15 protein-coding genes are annotated in these 16,225 nt (G+C 61.8%); 10 read left to right on the top strand and 5 right to left on the bottom strand.

Going from position 1 to position 16,225, the window contains the following annotated elements:
* Positions 1 to 31: 31 nt before the first annotated feature.
* From HY067_13250 to HY067_13235, 4 genes are read right to left on the bottom strand one after another with little or no spacing between them, the layout of a single operon-like run.
* On the bottom strand, positions 32 to 688 hold the full coding sequence (locus tag HY067_13250; protein ID MBI3528922.1) for a methylglutamate dehydrogenase: 657 nt from the start codon (positions 686 to 688) through the stop codon (positions 32 to 34).
* Positions 685 to 3,591: a (2Fe-2S)-binding protein gene (locus tag HY067_13245; GenBank protein ID MBI3528921.1), complete on the bottom strand. Its 2,907-nt coding sequence runs from the start codon at positions 3,589 to 3,591 to the stop codon at positions 685 to 687. Before HY067_13245 ends, HY067_13250 begins: the two co-directional genes overlap by 4 nt.
* Positions 3,588 to 3,848, bottom strand: coding sequence for a sarcosine oxidase subunit delta (locus HY067_13240; GenBank protein ID MBI3528920.1), 261 nt, complete (start codon positions 3,846 to 3,848; stop codon positions 3,588 to 3,590). The genes HY067_13245 and HY067_13240 overlap by 4 nt, the downstream gene beginning before the upstream one ends.
* 34 nt (positions 3,849 to 3,882) lie before the next feature.
* The gene (locus HY067_13235; GenBank protein ID MBI3528919.1) at positions 3,883 to 5,124 is read right to left on the bottom strand and encodes an FAD-dependent oxidoreductase; all 1,242 of its coding nucleotides are present in this window, start codon (positions 5,122 to 5,124) and stop codon (positions 3,883 to 3,885) included.
* Positions 5,125 to 5,291: 167 nt separating this feature from the next.
* Between HY067_13235 and gshB the strand changes: the two genes are divergently transcribed.
* The 9 genes from gshB (at position 5,292) to HY067_13190 (ending at position 14,442) form a co-directional block, all read left to right on the top strand.
* On the top strand, positions 5,292 to 6,242 hold the full coding sequence (gene gshB / locus HY067_13230; protein ID MBI3528918.1) for a glutathione synthase: 951 nt from the start codon (positions 5,292 to 5,294) through the stop codon (positions 6,240 to 6,242).
* Positions 6,243 to 6,342: 100 nt separating this feature from the next.
* Positions 6,343 to 6,759, top strand: coding sequence for a PTS fructose transporter subunit IIA (locus HY067_13225; protein ID MBI3528917.1), 417 nt, complete (start codon positions 6,343 to 6,345; stop codon positions 6,757 to 6,759).
* Positions 6,740 to 7,009: an HPr family phosphocarrier protein gene (locus tag HY067_13220; protein MBI3528916.1), complete on the top strand. Its 270-nt coding sequence runs from the start codon at positions 6,740 to 6,742 to the stop codon at positions 7,007 to 7,009. Before HY067_13225 ends, HY067_13220 begins: the two co-directional genes overlap by 20 nt.
* The gene (gene ptsP / locus HY067_13215) at positions 7,006 to 8,730 is read left to right on the top strand and encodes a phosphoenolpyruvate--protein phosphotransferase (GenBank protein ID MBI3528915.1); all 1,725 of its coding nucleotides are present in this window, start codon (positions 7,006 to 7,008) and stop codon (positions 8,728 to 8,730) included. Before HY067_13220 ends, ptsP begins: the two co-directional genes overlap by 4 nt.
* Before the next feature lie 40 nt (positions 8,731 to 8,770).
* Positions 8,771 to 9,832: a DNA polymerase III subunit delta gene (locus tag HY067_13210; protein MBI3528914.1), complete on the top strand. Its 1,062-nt coding sequence runs from the start codon at positions 8,771 to 8,773 to the stop codon at positions 9,830 to 9,832.
* A gap of 4 nt (positions 9,833 to 9,836) precedes the next feature.
* Entirely contained in the window at positions 9,837 to 11,111 is a 1,275-nt protein-coding gene (locus tag HY067_13205; protein ID MBI3528913.1) for a glutamate-5-semialdehyde dehydrogenase, read from the top strand.
* A 53-nt stretch (positions 11,112 to 11,164) separates the two neighbouring features.
* Positions 11,165 to 12,946 carry a dihydrolipoyl dehydrogenase gene (lpdA, locus tag HY067_13200; GenBank protein MBI3528912.1) on the top strand — a complete coding sequence of 594 codons (1,782 nt, stop codon included), beginning with the start codon at positions 11,165 to 11,167 and terminating at the stop codon, positions 12,944 to 12,946.
* A 2-nt stretch (positions 12,947 to 12,948) separates the two neighbouring features.
* A complete protein-coding gene (nudC, locus tag HY067_13195; GenBank protein MBI3528911.1) occupies positions 12,949 to 13,794 on the top strand; it encodes an NAD(+) diphosphatase in 846 nt (281 codons plus the stop codon).
* A 27-nt stretch (positions 13,795 to 13,821) separates the two neighbouring features.
* On the top strand, positions 13,822 to 14,442 hold the full coding sequence (locus HY067_13190) for a glutathione S-transferase (protein ID MBI3528910.1): 621 nt from the start codon (positions 13,822 to 13,824) through the stop codon (positions 14,440 to 14,442).
* Between the two features lie 40 nt (positions 14,443 to 14,482).
* On the opposite strand, the gene HY067_13185 is transcribed toward HY067_13190, so the two are convergent.
* Complete coding sequence (locus HY067_13185; protein ID MBI3528909.1) at positions 14,483 to 14,947, bottom strand: winged helix-turn-helix transcriptional regulator; 465 nt, start codon at positions 14,945 to 14,947, stop codon at positions 14,483 to 14,485.
* 27 nt (positions 14,948 to 14,974) lie between these two features.
* On the opposite strand from HY067_13185, the gene HY067_13180 reads away from it, so the two are divergent.
* Positions 14,975 to 15,970 carry a glycine/betaine ABC transporter gene (locus HY067_13180; protein ID MBI3528908.1) on the top strand — a complete coding sequence of 332 codons (996 nt, stop codon included), beginning with the start codon at positions 14,975 to 14,977 and terminating at the stop codon, positions 15,968 to 15,970.
* The last annotated feature ends 255 nt before the right edge of the window (positions 15,971 to 16,225 follow it).

Here is a 16,225-nt window from a genome sequence, read left to right as displayed (position 1 = left end):
TTGATGAGTCGGTTGAAGCCACCTTGCCCGCCTACCCGGGCAAGCTATCCACGCCGATGACGCCACCACCCAGCTCCCCGGCGATTTCTGAAAACGTTTCCCAGAAATAAGGGGCAAAGGTGGGATCGCACCAGAGGCGGTAACACGGCACTTGTTTGTAGTTGATGGGGATTGCGAGAACGGCGACACCGATCATCTGGGTCATCACCGCGATCCGATCCTCCGGGCCGAATTCCTCGAAATTCACATTGCATGTCTGGACCAGCAATTCGTTTACGCGCATGCCCGCGAGCGCGAAGCCCGCATCCTGACGGATCACCGGATAGACACCGGGGGCCCCGGTTCCAAGCGCAGCCCGGATTGCGCCGACCGTATCCGCGGCAGCGCCATCCTCGAGAAAGAATTCGCTCCTCCCCAGCCTTGCAATCACGCCGGCGCCGGACAGCGAAGCCCAGCCATTCACCTTCGCAGGCAGCGCGATGTTCTGACTTTCCAGCCACTGCTCCGCTGCCGGTCCTTTGAGCCCGAACCTGGGCAGGAAACTCAAGTCGGCCAACGCCACTGCGTTCAGCTTCGCCGCATCATCGCCAGTAATGCGGGGCGCGATTCTCATGCCGCGCCGCTCTTCCCACGGCGGCTGCAACGCGGCAAATTGCGCGTGCACCGGACTGGCTCGATTCGCATTCATGCTGCCGCCGACTTCTGCAGGGCGCCCGACGGATCGTAGAAAGGCGTCGGCACTACCCGCGCCTGCACCATGCGTCCGGCGTCGGCGCGAATGAAAAATCGCGTGCCTTCAGCGGCCATGTTCGGCGCAACGAATGCCAGGCCGACATGCCGGCCGAGAGCTGGACTCAAGGCGATGCTGGTCACGCGGCCGGCGATCTGTCCGTCGCGGATCACCAGGTGACATTCCTTGGGAGCAACGCTCTCATCGTCGGAATCAAGCACGAACCCGACCAGCCGCGCCTTGGATTTTTTCCCCCCGATGATTTTCAGGCTGCGCTGCCCAATGAAATAGGGTTTGTCCATCTTGACCGCCCAGCTCATCGCAGCCTCGATCGGCGTCGTCAGGCCGTCGGTATCTTGGCCGATAATGATGTGCGATTTCTCCAGCCGCAGCAGTCGTTGTGCCTCCACACCGAATGGCCGGATACCGTGTGCGTTGCCGGTCTGCATCAGTGCGTCCCACAGGAAGCAAGCGCCATCTGCGGGCACATGAATCTCGTAACCCAGTTCGCCAACGAAGCCCACGCGCATCACGCGCGCTGGCATTCCGGCCACTTCGCCTTCGCGCACTGCAAGATAGGGAAACGCCTCGGCGGAAAGGTCGAGCTTTGTGCTTGCGGCGAGCACGTCCCGCGAGCGCGGACCGGCAAGATTGACGGCGGCATAGCTTCCAGTCGCATTGACGATGCCGACCCGCATCTTCCATAGCGTATTCAGCCGTGTCATCTCCCGATATACGTTGGCCGAGCCCGTTGTCGTCGTGGTGAAATAAAAGCGTTCTTCACCAAGCCGCGCGACCACGCCGTCGTCGACAATCACACCAGCCTCGTCGAGCATCAGCGCGTAGCGCGTCATGCCGGCCTTCATGTTGGTAAAACGTCCCGTGTAGAGGCGCTCCAGGAAGGCACCCGCATCCGGACCGGAGATTTCCATCTTGCCGAGCGTGCCCACGTCGATGATTCCCACCCGGCTGCGTACCGCCGACGCTTCCTCGCGCACGGTCGTGAGCTTGGATCCTCCGCCGGTCGCGTAATACTCGGGACGCAGCCAGACACCGGCCTGCATGAAAACCGCCCCGGCTGACTCGTGCCTGGAATGCAGTGGCGTCAGCCGGTATGGATGAAAGCCGCGACCGGCCAGGTGCGACATCGGCACCGGATGGAAGAACGGCCGCGCTGTGGTACTGCCGACCTCGCCGGGCGTCTTGCACAGCAACTTCGCCAGGATCCGGATCGCATTCATGTTCGAATGCTTGCCCTGGCTCGGACCCATGCCGACAGTGGTATAGCGTTTGAGCAACTCGATGTTATCGAATCCTTCCTGCGCCGCGTTGACGAAGTCCTTGAACTGCAGGTCCTCGTCGAAATCGACGAAATTTTTCGCGCGCGGGTGGTCGAAAATTGGATAAGGATGATTCGGGGAGACTGTGGCACGCGCAACGGCGGCCACGGCCGCAGTCGTGAATCCGAGATGACTGGCTGCTTCCATGCCGGCGCGTGCACCATCGTGCAGGCGATCCTCGAGCGCGTAGATCCCATTTACCCGACCCGCTGCGAATACGCCGGGCGGCAATGTCTCCGCAACAAATTGTTGAATCGCGTCATCGAAGCGCATCTTTGCGCCGGCCTGATAGAGCAGCGCTGCGGCCGGGGCATAGCCGACACTCACCAATACACCGTCGCATCCGATGATTTCCTGTCTGGCAGCGTCGAGCTCGCCGTTGGCGAGCAATGGACAGATCACAGCGGCGCCGACGCGTCCGCCTTTTGTTCTCAATTCATGGAGTCCGTGCCCGCTGTAGATTCGCACGCCGGCCTGCGCCAACTTTGCAGCGGCGGTCGAGAGGCCTGCGTTGCTTCGCAGGTCCACCACGGCATCGACGCTGATATCGTTGGCCCGCAGATCGAGCGCAGCCTCATAGCCGTCGTCGTTGGCCGTCAGCACGACTGCGGATTGCATCGGCTTCACCGCATAACGATAGATCAGGCGCTGCGCCGCCGAAGCCAGCATCACGCCGGGGAGATCGTTGCTGTGAAATACGGCGGGTTGCTCGAACACGCCGCTGGCGACGATCACGGCGCGAGCACGCATCTTGGTCATGCGCTGGTCCTCGATCAGCGGTAGCCAGTGATCTGCGTAATAACCGGCAGCGAGCGTGCCAGGCCGCACGGTAATATCGGGATGTCGGTTGACGCGTTCACCGAGGTCACGCAACAGAGCCAACACCCGATCGCTGCCGCCGCGCTGGTAAGTCAGGCTGCCGCCGATGCGCCGATTCTCGTCGACGACGCACACCTTTGCACCGGCGTCCGCGCAAGCCAAGGCGGCGGATAGACCGGATGGACCGGCTCCGATCACCAGCACATCGCAGAAATCGTAGCGCTTCGGCGTGCGCAGGCGCTGCACCGAGAAGTCCAGTTCACCCAGCCCGGTGATGCGGCGGAAAATGCGTTCCCAGAACGGAAACAGCGATGTCGGCGAGTGGAAGGCCTTGTAATAAAAGCCGACCGGAAACAGGGCCGACAACCGGTCGAGAATGCGTGCGCGATCGTATTTGACGCCACCAAAGGTATTGACTGCCGTAAGCCGCATGCCCTCGCGCAGCGGCGCGACGTCACCGCGCAAATTCGGCCGTCCGCCGTCCTGAAACAACGCATTGACGTCATGATTCGCCATCGACAACACGCCCCGCAGGCGGTGGTATTTGAAACTGCGGCCCAGCGCGCTCACGCCGGCAGCGCACAATGCGCTGCTGACCGTGTCGCCGGCGAATCCCTGGAAACGCTCGGCTTCAAACTCGAAGTCGAGTGGAGTCGAACGGTCTATCCACTCGCCGGCTATCTTCGGCAGCCGTGCACTCATGCCGGCTCCTCGCCGTACAGATAAGTACGCTGCACCTCATCGGTCGCGGTGTTTCGCTCGGCGACGAACCAGATGCCGCTCGCCAGATGCAGCCACCATTCTTTCTTGATGCCGGGCGCGCCGTTGCGGTTGAACACGTAGTCCGTCCACTCGGCGTCCGAACACGCGTCCGGGTCCGGCATCGGCCGAATTTCGCCGGCATACTGGAATTCCGCGACCGGTCGCAGACCGTTGATCGGGCAGCGCAGCAGTTTCATTTCTCAGAAACCCAAATCTTCAACGCTCTTGAATTCAGTGTCCAACTGACGCCGCCCCTTTCTCTCCGGTCAGTTCATATTCCGCGAAGCGGGAAAGCCGGAATCCTTCGATCAATTCGTGATCGCGATCGTTGGCCACGGTGTAAGCCATGGTCTTCCCGGACACCGGCGTAGCCTTGAAGCCCCAGGTTCCCCAGCCCGAATCGAGATAAAAACCTTCGACCGGCGTCTTGCCCATGATCGGAGCGAAGTCCGGCGTCATGTCGGCCATTCCCGCCCACTGGCGATTGATGTTCGCGTGCGAGAGAAAAGGGAACAGGTCCAGCATGTGGCCGGCGAGTCCCTCGACGAAATCGAGCGTCGAGCGGGTGGAGTGCAGCTCATAGGGATCGAGCGACGCGCCCATCACCAGCTCGCCGCGAGCGGATTGACTGACGTAGACGTGCAAGCTGCCGGAAACGAGGATTGGATCCAGCCATGGCTTCATCGGCTCGGACACCATGGCCTGCAGCGGATGGATATAGATAGGCGTGCGGATGCCGACCATGTCGGTGATTCTCGGCGTGGAACCCGCGACCGCGCACAGCACCTTGGCCGTGGCGATGTCGCCACGGCTGGTTCGCACACCCGTTACGCGGCCACCCTCGATGTTGATGCCCAGCACTTCGGTTTTCTGATGAATTTCGACGCCGCGCCCGTCGGCGCCGCGGCCATAACCCCAGGCCACCGCGTCGTGACGCGCGATCGCACCCGGAGCGTGATAGAGCGCACCCAGGATCGGCGCGTGCCCGCCGCATGAAAGGTCCATCTGCGGACAAGCTTTTTCGATTTCCTTGCGCCCCACCAGCTCGCTGTCGACCCCGAGGTGCTTGTTGACCTCCGCACGCCAGCGCATGGTGCGCAAAGCCGAATCGGTATGGGCCAGCGTGAAGTGGCCACGCGTCGAGTAGAAAAGATTCAGGTCGAAATCGGTTGCAAGGTCCTTCCACAGTTGCACCGACGCGTCATAGAAGGCCACGCCCTCCGGGGTCAAATAATTGGAGCGCACGATGGTGGTGTTGCGGCCGGTGTTGCCACCGCCGATATAACCCTTCTCCAGCACCGCTACATTGCTGATCCCGTGGTCTCTTGCAAGATAGTAAGCGGCCGCTAACCCATGTCCGCCGGCGCCGATGATCACCACGTCGTAGCTCGTCCGCAACCTGTCCGGGGTGCGAAACATGCGCGGTTCCGGGTAACGGGCATTCAGAGCAAAGCGAAGCAGCCGGAAGGGCATGAAGCACGCACAGTTCGGATCGGAGCCTGAATGTTGACGAGACGGGATAATTTCGTCAATACCAACAGGAATCTTTTTTTCTTATTGGGAAACTGGTGATCCCGAAGATAGGGAAGGTGCCAGAGGCGCCTCTGCTACAATCCGGCGCTCCCAACCTATTGACGCGCATGAAAATAGCCTTCATCCTCGATCCGCTCGACAGCATCAAGACCTATAAAGATTCCTCGTACGCGATGATGCGTGAGGCTGCGTTGCGCGGTCACGCACTGGCGGTGCTGCAGCAGGAGGATCTGGTGTTGCGCGACGGCAAAGCGCTCGGCTATGCACGAGATCTCGCGCTGATGTCGGACGAAAAACAGTGGTATCGGGTCAGCGAACGCAGAGCCGTGGGCCTGGAAACTTTCGACGCGGTGATGATGCGCAAGGATCCACCGTTCGACATGGAGTATATCTACAGCACCTACCTGCTGGAGCTGGCGCAGCGGCAGGGCGCTCGCGTGATAAACAATCCTCGAGCCGTGCGCGACCACAACGAAAAGCTGGCCATCGCCAGATTTCCGAAATTCACCGTGCCCGCTTTGGTCACGCGCGAAGAAACGTTGATCCGCGACTTCCTTGCCGAATACGGCGACATCATCGTCAAGCCGCTGGACGGAATGGGCGGCACTTCGGTGTTCCGTTTACATCGTCAGGACCACAACATCGGTGTGGTGATAGAAACCGTGACGCATTATGGACGGCGCACGGTCATGGCGCAGAAATTCATCCCGGAGATCACCAAGGGCGACAAGCGCGTGCTGATCATCGACGGCGAGCCGGTTCCCTACTCGTTGGCGCGCATTCCGAAACAGGGTGAAACCCGCGGTAACCTCGCGGCGGGCGGGACGGGCGTGGCGCAACCCCTGTCGGATCGTGACTTTGAGATTGCGCGCGCGCTGGGACCGGAACTCAAGGCGGCGGGCCTGCTGCTCGTCGGGCTGGATGTGATCGGCGACTACCTGACGGAAGTCAACGTCACCAGTCCCACCTGCATGCGCGAAATCGCCGACCAGACCGGATTCAATGCCGCGGGGATGATGATCGATGCATTGGAAAAGATAACGAAGCGCAAGGGCTGAAGAACGCGGCAACGCCTTCCTTCTGTAGCTCCCCTGAGCATAAAAGGCTGTCGCAAAGGTAAAATCCCCGGATTGTCCCCGGTTGACGCCACAGGCATTCATGGTCGGAATTCTCATCATCGCTCACGGTACTCTCGGTGAAAGTCTGATTCACAGTGCGAGTCACGTGATGGGCGGCCGGCCCGCGCAACTGGTGCAGATCGGCGTGAGCATGCATGACGACCCGCAGATACTGCTGCCACAGGCGATCAAATTACTTCGCGGCCTGGATCAGGGCGGCGGTGTCCTGGTGCTATCCGACGTATACGGCGCCACTCCGAGCAATATCGCCTGCAGGCTGCTCATCCCCGGAAAAATCGAGGGCGTGGCAGGCGTGAACCTGCCCATGCTGGTGCGCGCACTGACTTATCGCAACGAGCCGCTGAAAACCGTCGTGGCCAAAGCCACCTCCGGCGGCATCGAAGGCGTCATGCAAATGCCCATTCCGCAGGTGAGAAATGCAGCAACGGGAAATTGAGATCGTAAACAAGCTCGGACTGCACGCCCGCGCGTCCGCCAAGCTCACGCAGTTGGCGGGCCAGTTCACGGCCGAAGTCTGGATATCCAGGGACGGCCGCAAGGTCAACGCCAAGAGCATCATGGGTGTGATGATGCTGGCCGCGGCGAAAGGTTCGGTCGTGGCAATCGAGATCGACGGTCCGGACGAAGCCCAGGCCATGACGGCGCTGGTGGGACTGATCAACGACAAATTCGGGGAAGGGGAATGAGTTTCACCATTCACGGCATCGGCGTGTCGGGCGGCATCGCGATCGGCCATGCGCAGCTGGTATCGCATGCGCAGATCGAGGTCGCACACTACGACATTTCCAGGTCGCGCGTCGCCGAGGAAAAGGCGCGCTTCGACGCCGCCGTCGTCACGGCGCGCGCGGAACTTGCCAGCCTTGGCGAGCACATACCCTCGGGCGCGCCGGCCGAGTTCGAAGCCTTCCTCAACGTGCATTTGATGATTCTCGACGATCCGACACTGTCGGAGATGCCAAAGCAGCTGATCGAATCCCTGCAGTGCAACGCCGAGTGGGCGCTCAAGCTGCAGATGGATGCGCTGATCGATCAGTTCGAGAGCATAGAGGACGGCTATCTCAGGGACCGCAAGACCGACGTCATCCAGGTTGTCGAGCGCATCCTGAAGGTCTTGATGGGACGCCCCGGCCAGGTGCTGGCGCGCAGCGCGCCGGAGGAAAACAGCATTCTCGTCGCACACGACCTGTCCCCCGCCGATGTCATCCAGTTCAAGAGCCATCAGTTCGCAAGCTTCATCACCGATCTCGGCGGCGCCACTTCGCACACCGCGATCATTGCCCGCAGCTTGAACATCCCTTCGGTGGTGGCACTGCATCACGCGCGCACGCTGATCCGCGAGAACGAAGTCCTGATCATCGACGGCAACAATGGCGTGGTCATCGTCAATCCGGACAAGACGGTGCTCGCCGAATACAAGCTGCGCCAGGAGCAGTGGGAACTCGAGCGCCTCAAGCTCAAGCGACTCAAGAAAACCAAGACGACCACGCTCGATGGCACGTCCGTCGAACTGCACGCCAACATCGAGCTGCCCGACGATGTCGCCGACGCGAGGGATAATGGCGCCGATGGCGTCGGCCTGTTCCGCACGGAATTCCTCTACCTGAACCGGGGCGACCTGCCGAGCGAGGACGAGCAGTTCGAAGCCTATCGGCGCGTCGTGCAGGACATGGACGGACGGCCGGTCACCATTCGCACTTTCGATCTCGGTGCCGACAAACATGTCGACGCCACCGAGCGCGTTGCGCCCAACCCAGCGCTGGGACTGCGCGCGATCCGGTTGTGCCTGGTCGAGCCGCAGATGTTTCATCGCCAGTTGCGCGCAATCCTGAAAACATCGCACTATGGCAAGGTGCGCATCCTGATCCCGATGCTGTCCTCGGCGAACGAACTCAACCAGACGCTGCATCACATCGACGAAGCCAAGCGCAGCCTCGACGAGGACGGGATTGACTACGATAAAAAGATCCCGGTCGGCGGCATGATCGAGATTCCGGCCGCCGCGTTGTCGCTTTCCACGTTCACCCGCAGGCTCGACTTCCTGTCGATCGGCACCAACGATCTGATCCAGTACATGCTCGCGATCGACCGCGCCGACGATACCGTGGCGCATCTGTACGATCCGCTGCACCCGGCGGTACTCAATCTGGTGGCGCACATCATCCGCAGCGCCAACCGCGCTGATGTGCCGGTCGCCGTGTGCGGTGAAATGGCCGGCGACGTGCGGCTCACGCGCGTGCTGCTCGGTTTCGGACTGAGGCAATTCTCGATGCATCCCGCGCATCTGTTGTCGGTAAAGCAGCAGGTGCTGAAATCCGACCTGCAGGAAGTCATCGTCTTTACCCAGAAGATGCTGAGGAGCGACGACCCCGAGAAGCTCCAGCAACTGCTGGCGCGGATGAACAACTGAGCACCTGCCGATGCTGCAGAATCCGTCTTAGCTCACCGCGATGCGCATCGACTCGGAACAACTTCCCCAACATCTGTCACGCGGACTGAAGAATCTCTACGTCGTTTATGGCGAAGAGTTGCTGCTCGCCCTGGAAGCTGCCGACCGCATACGCGCAAAGGCCCTGGAGCAGGGCTTCGACGAGCGCCGCGTGCTGATCGCCGAGTCCGGATTCGACTGGGGCGAGCTCGCCATGGTGAGCAACAGCATGTCGCTGTTTGCCCCGAAACGCCTGCTTGACCTGCGTATTCCGTCCGGCAAGCCGGGCAAGGACGGCAGCGAAGCGTTGCAGCAACTGGCCGGCTCCCTGCCTGGAGAGACCGTGACATTGATCACGCTGCCCGGCGTGGATCGCCAGTCGCAAACGTCCAAATGGTTCGAGGCGCTGGACGGCGCCGGGGTTGCGGTCCACACCGCGGCAATCAAGCGCGACCATCTCGGACAATGGCTGGCGGGCCGTCTGGCACAACAGGGGCAGCAGGCCGACTCGCAGACCATCGAGTTCCTGATCGACCGGGTCGAGGGCAATCTGATGGCGGCACATCAGGAGGTGCAGAAGCTGGCATTGCTGTTTCCTGCCGGATCGCTGCCGTTCGATGAAGTGAAGAACGCGGTGGTCGACGTCGCACGTTTCAACGTGTTCGAGATCGGCGCGACGCTGCTGAAGGCCGATCGCGTGCACTTCGTGCGCCTGCTCGACGGCCTGCAAGCCGAGGGCGCAGCCGCGCCGCTGGTGCTGTGGGCAATCGCCGAGGAAGCGCGCGCCATGGCCCGGGTGAAAGCGGCGATGGCCGGTGGCCGGCCGCTTGCGCAAGCCCTGCGCGACGCCCGGGTGTGGGGACCGCGACAGGATCTGATGCCGGCGGCGTTGCGCCGCCTCGCGCAGACCCGACTGATCGCGGCGCTGCGCCGCGCCGCCGAGATAGACCGCATGATCAAGGGACTGGCGAGTGGCGATGTATGGGACGCGCTGCTGCACCTGGGACTGGAGCTGACGACACCCGCGCCGCAAGGCCGCGAGACGGCGAATAAGGGTAAAATCGGCGCCAGTATCCGGGGATAGGAACATGGACATTCAGTCCTACATGCATTCGATCGGCAGAGCGGCGCGCACCGCATCGCGGGCCATGGCGAAAGCCGAGACCGGCGCGAAGAACGACGCGTTGATGACGATGGCGCAGGCCGTCGAGCGCGACATCGCGCGCTTGCTCGATGCCAACCGCAAGGATGTCGAAGCGGCGCGAGCGAAAGGCCTGGAGGCGGTGATGGTGGATCGCCTGACGCTGACGCCGAAGAGCGTGTCGGCGATGGCGGAAGGTCTGCGCCAGATCGCACAGTTGTCCGACCCGGTGGGCGAGATCAGTGGCATGAGCTACCGGCCCAGCGGGATCCAGGTCGGCAGAATGCGCGTGCCGCTGGGCGTGATCGGCATCATCTATGAAGCGCGTCCGAATGTGACGGCGGACGCCGCGGGGTTGTGCCTGAAGTCCGGCAATGCGGCGATACTGAGGGGCGGCTCCGAAGCGATTCACTCCAACCAGGCGGTCGGCGCCTGCGTGCATGAAGGCCTCAAGGCGGCGGGATTGCCCGAAACCGCCGTGCAAGTGATCGAGACCACCGATCGTGCGGCCGTCGGCGAACTGATCACGATGAAGGACTACGTCGACATCATCGTGCCGCGCGGCGGCAAGGGACTCATCGAGCGCATTTCCAGCGAGTCGCGTATCCCGGTGCTCAAGCACCTCGATGGCGTCTGCCACGTCTACATCGATGACAAGGCGGACCTGGACAAGGCGATCCGCATCGCCGACAACGCCAAGACCCAGCGCTACGGCACCTGCAACACCATGGAGACGCTGCTGGTGCACAAGGACATCGCTGCACGGGTGCTGCCGCAGCTGGCAAAGATCTACCTGGACAAGGGCGTCGAGTTGCGCGGCGACGACGCGGCAAGAGCCATTGCAGCACGAATGAACCCGGCCGCGCAGATGAGCCCCGCTACCGAAGAGGACTGGTACACGGAATATCTGGCGCCCATCCTCTCGATACGGATCGTCGACGGCGTCGACCACGCCATCGATCACATCACGGTTTACGGATCGCAGCACACCGATGCGATCGTCACCGAGGATATCACGCGCGCGCGCCGCTTCCTGCGTGAAGTGGATTCGGCTTCGGTCATGGTCAATGCGTCGACGCGTTTCGCCGACGGCTTCGAATTCGGTCTCGGCGCCGAGATCGGCATCTCCACGGACAAGCTGCACGCTCGCGGCCCGGTTGGCCTCGAAGGCCTGACGTCGCTCAAGTTCATCGTCCTCGGCGACGGCCAAATCCGCCAATAGGCGTTCCCCCGGCGCGCGCGCCAGCACGCACCCATAAGAACAAGAGGAGTCTCATGAGCAATCTGATCGAGGTCAAAGTCCCCGACATCGGCGATTTCAAGAACATTCCCGTGATCGAGATACTGGTCAAACCCGGCGACAAGGTCGAAAAGGAAGATTCGCTGATCACGCTGGAATCGGACAAGGCGACGATGGAAGTGCCGTCACCGGTAGCCGGCGTCGTCAGGGAGTTGAGGATCAAACCCGGCGACAAGTTGTCCGAAGGCAGCCTGATCCTCACGCTCGAAAGCGCTGCGTCCATCGCACCGGCGCAGAAAGCACAAATGCCGGCGCAAAAACCGGAAGCGCCGAAATCCTCACCCCCGCCTGCAGCCGCTGTACCCGCCAGGGCGCCTGCGGCTACATCCTCGACGCCAGTCATCAAGGGTGACATCCACGCCGAAGTCGTCGTTTTGGGCTCGGGACCCGGCGGTTATACGGCCGCATTTCGCGCCGCTGACCTCGGCAAGCAGACCGTACTGATCGAACGCTATCCGGTATTGGGCGGCGTGTGCCTCAACGTCGGCTGCATTCCGTCGAAGGCCTTGTTGCATGCGGCACGCGTCGTTGCTGAGGCCGAGGAAATGAGCCACTTCGGCCTGTCGTTCGGCAAGCCGAAAATAGAACTCGACAAGTTGCGCGAATGGAAAAGCGGCGTGGTAGAGAAATCGATTCGCGGACTTGCGGGATTGGCCAAGCAACGCAAGGTCACCGTGGTGCAAGGCGTCGGCACGTTTACGTCACCGCACATGATCGAGGTAAAGTCGCCAGATGGCGTCAAAAAAATTTCGTTCGATCACGCCATCATCGCCGCGGGTTCGCAATCGGCAAAGATTCCCGGATTGCCCTACGACGATCCGCGATTGATGAACTCCACGGCCGCGCTCGAGCTCAAGGACATTCCGAAGCGGTTGCTGGTGATCGGCGGCGGCATCATCGGCCTGGAGATGGCCTGTGTATTCGATGGACTCGGCGCGAAGGTCACTGTGGTGGAAATGCTCGACGGCCTGATTCCCGGCGCCGATCGTGACCTGATACGGCCGTTGCAGAAGCGCATCGAGAAGCGCTACGAAGGCATTTATCTCAAGACCAAGGTAACCAAACTCGAACCACAGAAGGACGGTCTGAAAGCGACGTTCGAAGGAGAGAATGCGCCGGCGCCCCAGATTTACGACCGCGTGCTGCTGGCGGTCGGCCGGCGTCCGAATGGTAAGGCCATCGCCGCGGAAGGCGCCGGCGTGAGCGTCAACGATCGCGGGTTCATTGCAGTGGACAAACAACTGCGCACCAACGTGCCGCATATCTTTGCAATCGGCGACATCGTCGGCGACCCGATGCTGGCGCACAAGGCCAGCTACGAAGGCAAGATCGCGGCGGAAGTCATCGCCGGGCATAAAGCCGCAGTCGACGCACGCACCATTCCGTCCGTGGCCTATACCGACCCCGAGATCTCATGGATGGGCCTGACCGAAACGCAGGCCAAGGCGCAAGGCGTCGAAATCGAGAAGGCGAGCTTCCCCTGGGCTGCGAGCGGCCGCGCGCGCGCAATGGCGCGTGACGAGGGCCTGACCAAACTGATCCTCGACAAGAAAACGCGCCGGCTGCTGGGCGCCGGCATCGTCGGCCCGAACGCCGGTGAACTGATTGCGGAAACGGTTCTCGCCCTGGAAATGGGAGCGGACGCGGAGGACATGGCGCTCACCATCCATTCGCATCCGACCTTGTCGGAGACGGTCATGTTCGCTGCCGAAATCGCCGAAGGCAGCATCACCGACCTGTACATGCCGAAGAAATAGCCATGGTGCTGGCCACGCCCGACCGGTTTACCGCACTGGTCACGCCACCGGCCGACAGGACCGGGCCGGCGTTGTGGTTTGCGTTCCAGGGTGCGCAGATCCTGGTCCGGCGCGACACGCAAAGTGCCAGTGTTCCAAGCGCGCGCGATATGCGCGAACTCGGCGTATCGCCCAAGCGCAGCCAGTACCTCGGCATCCTCGGCGAACAGCATTGTTTCGCCTGCGAGCTCGAAGAAGGCAGCACGCCACCGGAGGGCATGCAATGGTCGGGGTTGCGCGCGTTGTTCGGTTCCATCGACGACTCGCTGTTCGCGTTGGCGGGCCGCGCATTCCAGATCGTGGACTGGGACCGTTCCCATCAGTTCTGTGGACGTTGCGGCACGCCCACGCAGATCAAGAACCACGAGCGGGCGCGCGAATGCCCGAGTTGCGGCCAGGTCCACTATCCCCGCATCGCGCCGGCCATCATGGCGCTGGTGAGGCGCGGGCGCGAATTTCTGCTGGCGCGTTCGCCGCATTTCGCACCCGGCATGTATAGCGCGCTCGCCGGATTCGTCGAACCGGGAGAGACGCTGGAGCAGACGCTGGTACGCGAGGTGCGCGAAGAAGTCGGCATCGAAGTCGCCAACGTGCGCTACTTCGCCAGCCAGCCGTGGCCGTTTCCGCACTCCCTGATGATCGCGTTCAACGCCGATTACGCGGGCGGTGAAATCACGCCGGAACCTGGTGAAATCGAGGCGGCGGACTGGTTCACGCTCGACCGGTTGCCGCAGGCATTGCCTGGCAAGATCAGCATATCGCGCCGCCTCATCGATGCCGCACTGGCGGATCTTGGCGCATCGCACTGACACAATGGATAAACCTGGGAGGCCATCATGCTGAGGATCTGGGGGCGCATCAATTCCGTCAATGTGCAAAAGGCCTTGTGGTGCTGCGAGGAAATGAATCTCCCGTACGAGCGCGTCGACGCCGGCGGCAGCTTCGGCGTGGTGAATACGCAGCAGTATCGCAATCTCAATCCCAACGGCCTGGTGCCGACGATCGAGGAAGACGGCTTCGTGCTGTGGGAGTCGAACGCGATCGTGCGTTACCTCAGCGCCAAGCACAGCGCCGGCAAGCTCTGGCCCGAGGATCTCAATATCCGCGCCGAGGCCGACAAGTGGATGGACTGGCAGAACACGACGTTCTGGCCGAACTTTCGTCCGCTGTTCTGGGATCTGGTGCGCACACCACCCGATCAGCGTGACACAGCCGCCATGGAAGACTCCCGCCTGAAAACCGCCGAGGGGCTCGCCTACCTGGATGCACACCTGAAGAACCGCAGCTACATCGTCGGCGAAACCTTGACCATGGGCGACATTCCCATGGGGTGCGGGATCTGGCGCTGGATGGGATTGCCCATCGAACGCACGGAATTGCCCAACTTGCAGCGCTGGTTCGACAACCTGAGCAGCCGCCCGGCCTACAAGAAACTGGTGATGTTGCCGCTGACCTGATCAGTCGCGGACGTTCTGCGAAGCCACCGAGGGCGTCTATCTAGACGCGTGACTTTTCGTCTCGCGCGGCGCTGAGGATGCGGCGCATCGCCTTGCCCATCTGTTCGGCATCCTGCTCGCTGATGTGATCCTCGAAGTATTTCTTGATGGCGGCCGAGTAGACCGGCCACATCTTTTTTCGCATCGCCTTGCCTTCCGCAGTCAGCACGGCGAAGGCGCCGCGTCGATCTTCCTCCGCCCGCTCGCGCGCAACCAGCCCGACGGCTTCCAACCGATCGACCAGCCGCGTGAGATTGCTGCGCGAGATCACCGTCATCTCCGCCAGCTCATGCATGCGCAAACGATGGCCGGCCGCGCGCTCCAGCCCCCACAGCACGTCGTACCAGCCGAACGGGGGCATGCCGGCGGCGCTGAACTGCTGCTCTATTTTCTCGACCAGCACGGCGTGGGCGGTGAGGAACAGCGCCCACGCCGAGCCTTTGCTGCTTTCAAGAGATTTGCCCATGCCGCCATTTTATTTGCACCTGCAATCATGGGCAATGCCGTCGCAGTATCCGCCACGAACGCCTTCGGTAGAATGCTGTTTACTGCGCAGCCAATCTGCATCGCCGACCCCGACTTCCTGCCTGATATCGAGAAAATGAATGTAACAAGACGAAAGCTCTGTGCCATGTTGTCCGCCCTGCCCTTGTGCGGATCCGTCGCCCACGCGCAGTCGCGCCACGTGTCGCTGGGTCATGTCGACCTTTCCTTCTACGAAGTCACCGCCAGCGTGATCCAGATCGTGCTCGAACGCCTCGGCTACAACGTCGGCGTGCAGAAGGGCAGCCACGCCGAGATCTATCCCCTGCTCGGCAAGGGCGAAGTGGAACTGTTCGTCGCCGCATGGCTGCCGAACGCGCACGCCCCGTACTGGGAGCAGTACAAGGACAGCCTGGAGAAAGTGGCCATGTTGTTCGACGATGCGCGGCTGTTCTGGTCGGTGCCGGACTACGTGCCCGCGTCCGAAGTCAGCAGCGTCGCTGATTTGCGCAAGCCCGGGGTGGCGGCAAGGATGCAGAAGGAGATTCGCGGCACGCGCCCGGATTCGGGCCTGATGATCGGTTCGAAGAAAATCATGCAAGAGTACCGCCTGGAAGAGGCCGGCTATCAACTCGCGCCCGGCAAGCCGGTGGACTGGATTGCCAATTTCGAAGACAACATCGCCGCGCAGCGCTGGTTCGTCATGCCGCTCTGGCAGCCGCAGTATCTCAATCGCGTCGCCAAGATGCGCATACTGGAAGAACCGAAGCAGCTGCTGGGCGGACCCGACAAGGTCTATCTCGTCGCCCATAAGGATTTTCGCGCCCGGGCCGACAAGCGCACCTGGAACGCGCTGCAGCGCATTTCGCTGTCGATCAAGTCCGTGACGGAACTGGACTACCTGGTGAACGTAAAGAAACTTACGCCGCAATATGCCGCGCGTAACTGGATGGCGGCTCACCCGGATACCTTCAATTACTGGCTGCAGCCCGATCCTGAAGAATGATCCATTCCGCGGCCGTTGTCGCCTCTGTTTCCATCCCCCCATTCATTGAATGGTGCTGCATGCACTGCAGCATAAGCGCGCTCGGCTACAACCGCTTGGCCGGTTCAATTGACACGAATTTTCGGCAGGAGTAGCGTCGTCCTGCCAAGGTCAGTATCAACCTCTTCAAGATTTGTGGTGGTCAGTGCAGGCGCCCGAGGATTTTCAGGTTACGTCAGCCGGACGCCTGGAATATCAACAACCATAAAGGGGGAG

The sequence above is a fragment of the Betaproteobacteria bacterium genome (genome assembly GCA_016194905.1).
GTDB lineage: Bacteria > Pseudomonadota > Gammaproteobacteria > Burkholderiales > JACQAP01 > JACQAP01.
Note: the sequence above shows the minus strand (reverse complement) of the source record. Positions and strands in the feature narration are given on the sequence as shown.

Bases quoted from the DNA above. Each gene is read 5' to 3' on its own strand.
- HY067_13250 (MBI3528922.1), bottom strand. From the start codon at position 688: ATGAATGCGAATCGAGCCAGTCCGGTGCACGCGCAATTTGCCGCGTTG.
- HY067_13245 (MBI3528921.1), bottom strand. From the start codon at position 3,591: ATGAGTGCACGGCTGCCGAAGATAGCCGGCGAGTGGATAGACCGTTCG.
- HY067_13240 (MBI3528920.1), bottom strand. From the start codon at position 3,848: ATGAAACTGCTGCGCTGCCCGATCAACGGTCTGCGACCGGTCGCGGAA.
- HY067_13235 (MBI3528919.1), bottom strand. From the start codon at position 5,124: ATGCCCTTCCGGCTGCTTCGCTTTGCTCTGAATGCCCGTTACCCGGAA.
- gshB (MBI3528918.1), top strand. From the start codon at position 5,292: ATGAAAATAGCCTTCATCCTCGATCCGCTCGACAGCATCAAGACCTAT.
- HY067_13225 (MBI3528917.1), top strand. From the start codon at position 6,343: ATGGTCGGAATTCTCATCATCGCTCACGGTACTCTCGGTGAAAGTCTG.
- HY067_13220 (MBI3528916.1), top strand. From the start codon at position 6,740: ATGCAGCAACGGGAAATTGAGATCGTAAACAAGCTCGGACTGCACGCC.
- ptsP (MBI3528915.1), top strand. From the start codon at position 7,006: ATGAGTTTCACCATTCACGGCATCGGCGTGTCGGGCGGCATCGCGATC.
- HY067_13210 (MBI3528914.1), top strand. From the start codon at position 8,771: ATGCGCATCGACTCGGAACAACTTCCCCAACATCTGTCACGCGGACTG.
- HY067_13205 (MBI3528913.1), top strand. From the start codon at position 9,837: ATGGACATTCAGTCCTACATGCATTCGATCGGCAGAGCGGCGCGCACC.
- lpdA (MBI3528912.1), top strand. From the start codon at position 11,165: ATGAGCAATCTGATCGAGGTCAAAGTCCCCGACATCGGCGATTTCAAG.
- nudC (MBI3528911.1), top strand. From the start codon at position 12,949: ATGGTGCTGGCCACGCCCGACCGGTTTACCGCACTGGTCACGCCACCG.
- HY067_13190 (MBI3528910.1), top strand. From the start codon at position 13,822: ATGCTGAGGATCTGGGGGCGCATCAATTCCGTCAATGTGCAAAAGGCC.
- HY067_13185 (MBI3528909.1), bottom strand. From the start codon at position 14,947: ATGGGCAAATCTCTTGAAAGCAGCAAAGGCTCGGCGTGGGCGCTGTTC.
- HY067_13180 (MBI3528908.1), top strand. From the start codon at position 14,975: ATGGGCAATGCCGTCGCAGTATCCGCCACGAACGCCTTCGGTAGAATG.